At 63.3% G+C, this 9725-nt stretch carries 8 protein-coding genes; 1 reads left to right on the top strand and 7 read right to left on the bottom strand.

Annotation, left to right across the window (positions count from 1 at the left end; translation table 11 throughout):
• Positions 1 to 32: 32 nt before the first annotated feature.
• Entirely contained in the window at positions 33 to 1412 is a 1380-nt protein-coding gene (nhaA, locus tag AC52Q4_RS04980) for a Na+/H+ antiporter NhaA (protein WP_495535702.1), read from the top strand.
• Positions 1413 to 2004: 592 nt separating this feature from the next.
• Here nhaA and AC52Q4_RS04975 read toward each other — a convergent pair.
• From AC52Q4_RS04975 to AC52Q4_RS04945, 7 genes are all read right to left on the bottom strand, one after another.
• Positions 2005 to 2874, bottom strand: coding sequence for a polysaccharide biosynthesis/export family protein (locus tag AC52Q4_RS04975; protein ID WP_495535701.1), 870 nt, complete (start codon positions 2872 to 2874; stop codon positions 2005 to 2007).
• A complete protein-coding gene (locus tag AC52Q4_RS04970) occupies positions 2861 to 4105 on the bottom strand; it encodes an outer membrane beta-barrel protein (protein WP_495535700.1) in 1245 nt (414 codons plus the stop codon). The genes AC52Q4_RS04975 and AC52Q4_RS04970 overlap by 14 nt, the downstream gene beginning before the upstream one ends.
• A 140-nt stretch (positions 4106 to 4245) precedes the next feature.
• The gene (locus AC52Q4_RS04965; protein ID WP_495535699.1) at positions 4246 to 5106 is read right to left on the bottom strand and encodes a sulfotransferase; all 861 of its coding nucleotides are present in this window, start codon (positions 5104 to 5106) and stop codon (positions 4246 to 4248) included.
• A gap of 464 nt (positions 5107 to 5570) precedes the next feature.
• Positions 5571 to 6821 carry a glycosyltransferase gene (locus AC52Q4_RS04960; protein WP_495535698.1) on the bottom strand — a complete coding sequence of 417 codons (1251 nt, stop codon included), beginning with the start codon at positions 6819 to 6821 and terminating at the stop codon, positions 5571 to 5573.
• Positions 6802 to 7626 (bottom strand): glycosyltransferase family 2 protein, encoded by an 825-nt coding sequence (locus AC52Q4_RS04955; protein WP_495535697.1) that lies wholly within the window; start codon positions 7624 to 7626, stop codon positions 6802 to 6804. The genes AC52Q4_RS04960 and AC52Q4_RS04955 overlap by 20 nt, the downstream gene beginning before the upstream one ends.
• Positions 7627 to 7660: 34 nt before the next feature.
• Entirely contained in the window at positions 7661 to 8965 is a 1305-nt protein-coding gene (locus AC52Q4_RS04950) for an O-antigen ligase family protein (RefSeq protein ID WP_495535696.1), read from the bottom strand.
• On the bottom strand, positions 8962 to 9725 hold a 764-nt coding region (locus AC52Q4_RS04945; RefSeq protein WP_495535695.1), incomplete at its 5' end, for a hypothetical protein. The genes AC52Q4_RS04945 and AC52Q4_RS04950, both read right to left, overlap by 4 nt.

Raw genomic sequence — 9725 nt, 5'->3', positions numbered from 1 at the left:
AAGGCATCTGAAAAGCCTTTGAGTCCTTCTCTGTGAACGAAGATCCGCAGGCTGATTCAAATGCAGCGATTACTCGACTGCCAAAGAGGGTCGTCGAGCGCCTGACAAAACCGTTTGGCCGATTCTTACGCATCGAGGCCGCCGGCGGCGCTGTTCTTCTGTTATTTACTGTCGCCGCCCTCGTTCTATCCAACTCGCCGTGGACTCATCTTTTCCTAGGCACGTGGGAGACGCCGGTCCGTTTTCAGATTGGCACGTTGGAATTCGGCCGTTCGTTGAGAGAGTGGATCAACGACGGGTTGATGACCCTGTTTTTCTTTCTTGTCGCCTTGGAACTCAAGAGAGAATTGGTCCTAGGCGAGCTGAACAAACCGCGCATTGCCGCGCTGTCCATCGCTGGTGCCCTAGGCGGTATGCTCGTCCCTGCTGCGCTATATCTGGCGCTGCAATGGGGTCAGCCCGGCGAGACGGGTTGGGGCACGGTTATGGCAACGGACACCGCGTTCGTTATAGGCTGCCTGGCCCTGCTGGGGCGGCGCATTCCCCACAGCTTGCGCGTGTTTATGCTTTCCTTGGCGATCGTTGACGATATCGGCGCCATTCTTGTCGTCGCCGTGGGCTACAGCAGTCACATTGTCTGGGGCGCGCTCGCCCTGGCTGCTCTTGGCTTCGCGGTCGTACGTGCGATGGCGCTGCTTGGCGTTCGCGGTTTTCCGCTCTACTTCCTGGTGGGCAGTATCGTCTGGGTCGCAGTGGATGTGTCCGGGATTCATGCAACCATCACCGGCGTGATCCTCGGCTTGATGACACCCGCCCGGCGTTGGGTCAGCGACGAGCGTTTGCATGCCATATTGAGACAAGTCATTGCGCACCCAACCAGTGACCTCGGAAATGGGCACACAAAAGATCGCCAGACATTGCACGCGGCAGAGATCGCGGCGCGCGAGACGTTGTCGCCGGTAGAACGGTTGGAGATCTCGCTACACCCGTGGGTCGGTTTTGTCATTATGCCGCTTTTTGCATTTGCCAACGCCGGATTGCCGCTTTCCATCGACGACCTCGGCAATTCCGTCACGGCAGCTGTGTTCGTTGGTTTCGCGCTCGGCAAACCCGTTGGTATTGTGACATTCAGTTGGCTGGCGACGCGCTTGGGAATCGCGGTACGCCCGCCGGATCTTAGCTGGAGGTTACTGATCGGTGGTGGCCTGCTCGCCGGAATCGGGTTCACTATGGCGCTGTTCATTGCCAACCTGGCCTTCAGCCAGAGTCTGATTGACAGTGCCAAGCTAGGGATTTTTCTAGCATCAGGCTTTTCCGCAGTGGCCGGTCTCGCGTTGTTGACGCTATTACCCGCGCGCACACACCACCTTCAGGTGGATCGCAGTTCAACCCAACCGAGACATAGTGAATAGACCAAGGGTTGTCGTGCGCTGTTGAGGGCAAGGAGCGGGATCGCTACGGACGGCTGGTCGCGACTTGCTATGAGAAAAAGTTGCTATCAGGAAAGGCAGGATCTCAACGCCTGGATGGTTCGCCAGAGATGGGCACTCGCCGGCCGCCAATACAGCCGTGATTGCATCGGCCAGGACCAGCCAGTGCGGCGCACGCGGATAATCTTGCCCAAGCTCTTCTTGGTATCTGGTGGTGGCTCCTTCTTCTGGTTGATAGAACGTCTGTTCATGCCATTGAATCAGATCGGGGGCACCGACCCTTCAAATGTGCGAAAAATACCTACGCCATTGCGATGGACCGGGCGGACGTGGTGCGTTCGCGAACGCCGCGAGGACAGCTCCGCAAGGTGTTAGCGTTTTGATCTGCCTGGGGCCGATGACGGCGCAACGGCGCCTTTTTCTCCTTGACGATCGGCCTGATTGACTGGTCAGGCGGGCGCGACAAAAGCGAGCTGCCCCCCGTGTATCTGACAGTCCAGGCATTACGGCCATTGCCTCGCGCTGCCTGGACCGTGGACAAACGAAGGGCCAGCCCGTGTTCCTCGGCCGGTTGTCAGAAGATGCGTTCCTTGACGTGAAGTAAGTCACCGGGTTTGAGCGTGTCAGTGAGCTGCGCGTCCAGGGTCTTGACCTGCCCGCCGTTGCCGTGGCGTTTGATTTCGATCCGGCTGTAGCTGCCGCGCGGACTCAGGCCGCCGCCCACCGCGATGGCCTGCATGACCGTCATGTTGTCTTCCAGCCGGTACATTCCGGCTTTTTCCACCGCGCCCTCGATATAGAAGACATTCATCCGCGGCACGATCACGACGTCATTGGCCTGTACTCGCGTGCCGACGGCATCGCCCGCCATAAGCGCTTCCATGGTCAGCACGTAGCGCTTGGGCTTGCCATTTTCGTGGCGTATGAGCACCACGTGATCGGCGCCATCCTCCAGGCGCCCCCCGGCTTCGGCGATCATGTCCAGCACGGTGCTCGGTCCGGAGAGTCCGTAGCGTTTGGGGTTTTTGACTTGGCCGAGCACGGTGACCTGCCGGCTGAGGTATTCCTCGACCGTCACCGTGACCTGGGGGTCGCGCAACAGCTTGGCTTGCAGCAATTCGCGCTCGATGCGCTTTTCCGCCTCCTCCAGCGTCAACCCGGCGACCTCGACGGTGCCCAGGTAAGGATAGCCGATGGCGCCGTCCTCGCGGATCCGGGTGTTGGTATCGAACTCAGAGCTGCCGGCCACGCTCACGGAGATGCGATCGCCGACCCCAAGGCGGTAGTTCTCGGATCCGCTCTGCTGGGCGCTGACAAGGCTTGGACAAATCAGCGCCAAGCCGAGCAGTATGACGAGAACGCTTGCCAAAAACGCACGTCCCGATCCTCGGCAGGCGGGCAGGTGCCCGGAGCAAAGCGAAGTGGGGAAATCAGAAAAATTCATAAGTGACTCCGGCAGATACTTGTTCATAGTCGAAATTCCTCACCTCTCGATTGGAATCCCGGTTTTTGTGGCTCGCTTGTAGGGAAAGATAGAGATCGGGCAAAGGCTCATAGTCCAGGGCGAGGGCGATCGTGCGCACGTCGTCCTCGCGGCCGGCGTTGATATTGCCGGGTGTCTCGCTGCCTTGGTAGTCCCTGTTTTGCCAGGAATAATGGCCGCGGACACGAATCTTGGCCGTCGCTTGCCAGATCGGCTCCAGGCTATAGCCGTGCGAGACGAGGAAGTTGGCGATCTCGTTGTTCTGGGACTGCAGCTCACGCCAGCCGGAGATTCTCAGGGCGGTGCTGTTGGTAATTTTCCAGAGATAGGACAGGCGCGCCGTCGGGCCCGAGAAGTCGCGTTCAGGACGATCGTCATAGCGTCGCTGGGTGAAGCCGAATCGACCCGTCAGGTACGATAAATCCTCGCTGCCCTCGACGCCGAGCACGACGCTGTATTGGTTTTCGATGTAATCGTTGCCGAGCACCGAGCCGTCGGCGAGTATCTCCTCCCGGTTCAGATCGCCTTTGGTGATCTCGGCGCGCAACCCCACCCGCGTGTGCACCGGCGAGTCGTAATGCACCTCGGTAAAACCGGTGGTCTCCACGCGATCGAGAAAATCCCGCTTATCAAAGGAGGTGTCGCTGCGCAGGGCTCCGATCTGCCATTCCCAGTCGGGCAGGAAATGCAGCCCCGCATTGGCGGACGTCACCCAACGGGTGCGGATGTTCTTGTCGACATTCTGAAATTCCTGGAAGCTTGCGATGCCGCGCGAATATTCCGTCTCCACCGTGCCGCTCCATAGCCGGCCGAGCTCCCAGTCCCAGCCGAGCGTGGTGTCGAGAGCGGTGTGCGTGAGGGCGTTGAAGTTCTGATAATGATTCCGCTCCGCCCACCCGGAAAAGCGCAGTGTCTGCAGACTGATCGGCCAGACAAGCTGAAGCCCCGCGCCGGTGCGGGCGATGAAGTCGCCGGTATCGGTGGTACCGAGCCGGCGTTGTGCCTCGGCGTCGTTGGGAATCAGGAAAGGGTTGCTGTGATAGATCGTGCCGCCATAGACGTAGGCGCCGAGGGTGTCCCCCTGGGGCATCAACGGCATCTGGGTCAATGGTTCGGCTCGTCCGGCGCCCGACACAGCGGCACAGGCCGCGGCGATCAGCAACGCCGGCTGGTGGCGAGGGACTATGCGCATGGAATGCCCCCTTCCGGTACGACGGGCCTCGCGTCGGTGGCGGTTTCCTGCGTCGAGCGCACCGGGCGCCCGCCTCCAGCGAACACAGCCTCGGTGTGGAAATGAGCGTGCATGCACGACCTCGTCCCGAGGTCCCAAAATCAATAACCCAACGGCCGTAGCTGCTCGCGCCAGCGCTCCGCCAATTCGCGCAGTACGGGGTCGTGGCGGTGAGCTAACGCGCGCGAGGGCCGAATGGCTCCAGCGACCCGCTCCACCCCTTCCTTGGGCGTCGGCAGCGAGCAGAACGCCGCGAGTGCCGCGAGCTCGCGGCGCGGGTTTTCCAGCAAATCCTCATAGCGCACCTCCATGAGGCGATCGCGGAGATCCGCCGCGTGGGCTCGCGCCTCCTGGATGTACTCGCACCAAAGACGTAACGCCTCGTCGAGCTGCGCGCAGCGCCAGGACTCGGCAAACCCGGCCCGGCGCGGCGGAACGAGCGCATAGAGCCAACGTCGGCGCCGGAAGTGGCGCTGCGAGTGCGCGAGGCTCTCCCGCTGGCGGTGGGCGAGGCTCACGGCCACATCGACGCCGTGGCGGTAGACGTGCACGATCCGCGCGTCCGGGAACAAGTCCAGCCAAAGCGGTAAGGTGAACGTATTGCGCGGGTCCTTCCATCCCCAGGGACGCTCGATCGCGGTGATGGATCGATAGCGCAAATACGCGCCTAGGCCAAGAAACGAGGCGGCATGGGGGGCGGCGAGGGTCGAGCGCAGGTAATCGGCTACCGTTCGACGGCCGGTCGGGTTGGCGATCAAATGCTTGATGGGCGTGGGCTGATCCCAGGCGCCGCCGCACTGATGCAGCAGCCAGTCATTGAGCCTGAGAAAGAACCAGGCTTCGTGATTGATGTCCTTGCGCCAGCCCAGGAACAGCCCGATCTCCTCGAGCATACGTGCCACCAGGCTGGTACCCGAACGATGCATGCCCAGGATGATGATGGGCGGTGTGAGACGGCTCAATTCGCAATCTCCCGATGTGTTGGTGCGCAACTGTGGTAACCCCGACGGCGCGCCCGCGCGCAACGCGTACAGCGGGCAGCAAACATCCCCCGATACGTGCCCTTTCCTCGACGTTGCCACCGGTATTCTCGCGCAGGCCACCTTTTAAAGCGCCGGCCACACCATAGCGCCCGAAACGCACGCAGCGGCATCGTCATTGGACGGACCAGGCGATCGTGGGGACCGGCGCCGTGTGGCACACGGGTGCGCGAAAGCGGTTCGGCGGCGCGGGCAGGCGATGCGGACTGATTGTTGGGTTCGCTGTGACGTCCGGCGTGCGTTGCACCAGCCGTTGCCGCAGGCAAGCGTCTCTGCAAACTGGCCCGCTCAAGCCAAGCCCTGAGGTTTCCTCCCAGTTCGGATTCGTTTGTTATGACGATACGCGAAGCCGAGCGAACCGGGCGCGGTGATCGCGCTTTTGTTGTTCACCTGCCCTCGCTTGTCGGCTCACCCGCGCGGCTTGCCCAGGCCAAAAGACCTCGGGCGGCCTGCGTGTAGCCCCCTTCCCAGCGGCTGAGAACGCGCTCCATCCGGGCGAGGGTCTCACGCCGATAGAGCGGGTCGGTGCGCAGGCGATGCATGAACTCGATGAGCGCGGCAAGGCCCTGCGCGTCCCCGGTGAAGAGCGGATAGTCGGCGCCCATTACCTCGCGGAAGATGCCGATGTCGGAGAGCAGCGGTACGCAGCGCTGCCAGATCGCCTCCAGCAGCGGCAATCCGAAACCTTCGTTACGGGAGAGGAACAGACAAAAACCGCTGCGCCGGTAGAGCTCGTTCAGAGCCTGATCGTCCACGTAGCCATGACGGATCAAGCGCACCCGCGGCAATTGCAGTTCGGCCAGAAGCTGCGGGCTCTCGGGCGTGTCCTTGCCCACGACGTGAAGGCTCGCCTCGATACCGTGGATCGCGCAGTACTCGTCGAGCCTCAGGCAAACGTGGCGTACCCGATCGAAGCCCTTGAGCCGGTTCAGCCGGCCCACGAAAATCAGCTCGATCGGTTGCGCGGCGAGCTTGGCGTGCGCATCCTCGCCATCGGGCCGCGGAGTGGCCGCCAGCTTCGCCGGCAAGCCGTTGGGCAGATATGGCCGCGCCCGGCGGCGGCTGGCTGGGTAAAAGCGCTCCAAATCATTGATCGTGGTGCGCGAGATACAGCCGATGGTCATTCCCCGCCAGAGCCAGAAGCGCGTCAACAGATCTCTGTAGCAAACCAGCCAGCGCGGCATGTGCGCGCCCGCCACCCGATAGGTGAGGTCGTGGAGCACACCCACCGTGCGCGCTGCGGGCAACCACAGCGGCTGTAAGTTGGGGACGACGACGCACTGATACGGTTCGCGTTGCCGCACCTGCAACGGCACCCGCAGGTATTTGGTGAGCAGGCCGTTGCCATTCGAGGCAATGACATGCGTCGACTCGTCGAACCCCTCCCGGCGCAGAATGTTCTCCAGCAAGGCGGCGCCCGGCGCGCACGCGTAGACATCCATCGTGAGACTCAGCCCCTGCCGAGGGGCTTGCCGCAGCATCTCCAGCAGCAGGTTCTCCGCGTAGACGCTGACGCCATCGCGTTGACTGATGTAGGAGACGGCCACGAAGGCGATTCGCGCCCGCGCGCTGACGCGTTCCGCGCTCGGGCGTTCGGTCATTTCCTGCGCTTGCGCCTCAATTACGGACGCCGACATAGCTTGCCGTCTCCTTGGTGGCCGGCCCCGGGCGGTAGAACGGATAGCGCACGAAAAAGCGCAGCAGGCTGGAGACGTGCCAGCGCAGATAGCGGAGCCTGCGGTGACTTTCCCGGCGCGCGTCGTGAACGGCGAGGGCATCGGGCACGAGCATTACCCGCCGGCCGATCGCCCAGAGTCGCATGCACAGGTCCGCGTCTTCGCAGTACAGCCGGTAGCGCTCGTCGAATCCGCCGAGCCGTCGGAAATCCTTGGAGTGCATGGCCATGAACATACCGGCGACCCAATCGGGATAGACCGGGTCATCACCGATTGGGTAATCCGGGCCGCGGGCCAGACCGCTGGTGCGCAGGAAAATGCGCCACGGAGTGATTCGTCGGCGCGCGCTGTCCTCCACCGTGCCGTGAGGACTTTTAACCATGGGCGCGGCCAGCCCGATCTCGGATTGGGCGAGGGCGCGCAACAACGTCGGCATGGGATCACTCGGACAACGAATATCCGGGTTGAGCACGCAGAAGATGTCACTGTCGAAAACCTCGAAGGCCGCGTTGTGATTGGCCGCGAAGCCCAGGGGGCGGCGGTTGCGGATCACCCGCGTGGGAAAGGTAAGCCGGTCCATCACCGGGGGCGTCTCCTCGCGCAGGTTCTGGGTCACCACCAGGTGCAGGCCGCACGCACGCCAATGCGTGCGCATGTCGGTGAGCAGCCCTGCCAGCAAATCGCCCTGGCCATGGCTGACCACGGAGACCACGATTCGGCGCGCGGCGCTGGAAGGACCGTCCTTGGCTGCTGGACTCGCTTGCATGCTCACTCCTTGCCGAAAGTTCTCGCCCTGGCGCTCATCGAAAAGCCGCGGGCGCCACGGTGTTGGCAGCACGCGCGGCGGCAAACGCCACGCCGAGGAAGAGGTGGTAATACTCGTACTGGCCGACCGGATTGACATTGGCGAAGACGAATAAATAGCCGACCACCAACACGGAGAGCAGGCTTCGCGGGCTGAACACAACGCACAGCAGACCCAAGGCATAGATCACACCGGGCAGGCCGGCGCAAAGCCAAAGATCCAGGTAGGAATTGAAAAGCTGTGCGGCACCGCCCCCGAGGCCGATGATGTCGGAGGGATAATTACCGAAATAGGCCTCGACGAACCCGAAACCATGGCCGAGCCACGGCGCCTCCATGATGAGGTTCCACGCCACGCGGAGTGCCGCGCCGCGCTCGGCCTCCCACTTGTGCTCGAGCATTTGCGAAGTGACCAGCTTCTCACCGCCGGGCAGCCAGGCGTTGTAGGCCGCCAGCGCCGCGCCGGTGATCACGGCGGCCAATGCCAGGCGCAGGGCCCAAGTGCGTGCGGTGCCGCTGATCTGCGGCTGGCCACGGTAGAATACGGCCGCGCCCAGGCAGGCGGCGATCAGCGCGATCCAGACGGTCTTGTTATAGCTCGCGAGCGCGCAGCCCAGAGCAAAAACGTAGAGCAGCACCAGGGGCCAGGCGCGCCGCGGCCATTGGCGGTACTCCACCCGCAGGGCGAGCGCGGCGAGCAGGAAGAGCCCGATGAAAAAGGCGAGCTCGCCTTGTTCCCAGAAACTGCCCTTGAGGCCGTAGGAAAGATGCTCCGGGCGCTCGTGAATCAGCGCGGCCACCGGATGGAAAAAAAGCGCGACGGCGAGCATCGTGCCGAACAACAGCACAAGCTCGATGATCATCGCAAGACGCCGCGTGCCGATCAGGGGCAGCAGCCGCACCCCCACATAGAACGCCATCGGGAAGACCACGACGTATTTGATGATGAAAGTGATCTCCTTCGCCTGCGGATAGATCGAAAAGCGGCTGAGCATGCTCAGCATGATCCCGCAGCCGGTCACCGCGAGCAGCGCTCCCCAGTGCAGCTGCTCACGGTGCAGGTCGTGGAGGATGAGCAGGAAAAACGTACCGGCGAGCGCTATCTGCCCGAGGCGCAGATCGATTCCGACGGGGATTTTGACCGCGGATAGCGTGAGCGTGCAGAGCACACCCAAACCGCAGAGCATCCAACCCCGTGAGCCCAGACGGCCTGCCGTGGGCCCCGCCGGAGAGTCCGCGGTCAAGCCCATCGTCATGTCGGGTAGCCCGGGAGTCGGGGGAGGCGCCAGCACATGGTTCATGACCCGTTCACCCGGACGGCGACGATGCGGTCGACGTAAATGGCCTGCACCGCCTTCGAACCCGTCGGGGCGACCCAGACGGTGCGGCCCGCATCATGCGTCCAGAGACCGGGTAGCTCGACGTAGCGGTAGCCATCGCCGGCAAGATCGTCGGCGCTCACTCCGCGGCGCTTGCCAGGGTAGATGCCGGCGCGTAGCACAGTGCCGGCGCTGTCGTCCGCGGTCGCCCGCGCGGCCACATACACCTGCCAGCGCCCTTCATCGGGAAGCAATCGATCGAGTGGCAGCTGAATACCCCAGGCGCGCTTGTGACCTTGCATGGTCACCGCGGCGCCGTCGCCAGCGCTTGCGTCGGCCACGATTTCCGCCCCGCCGGCAAGATCGAGGGAGAGCTCTTGAGCCGAACGACAGGCCTCGGCCGGGCGCTCGCGGCACACGGGCGGCAACGCCGCCGCGTGACGCTCGATGGACAGCGCCTGGACGAGTCGTTTGAGGGAGGCGCCGCCGCCCTCGCGGTAGGCCCGCATGCCGGTGGCCTCGAGAGATGCGTGCAGGCGTTCGAGGCGCCTATCGTGGTGCACCCAGCCTGTCTCGCAGCGATCGGGTCGGGACGTCAAGATGGCGTAATCGACTGCGTTGCGCGCCTTGCGCACGTGCGCGAGACGGCTCGGGTCGTCGGCCACGGCGTCCTCGGCCCGCGCAAAAAGCCGGTCGGCCTGCTGCAGCAAATCGGCCGTAAGGTAATCCGCCGTCGGTGAGA

Source organism: Nitrococcus sp. (genome assembly GCF_059432795.1).
The sequence above is the reverse complement of the archived record's forward strand: the minus strand, read 5'-3'. Positions and strand labels throughout refer to the sequence as shown.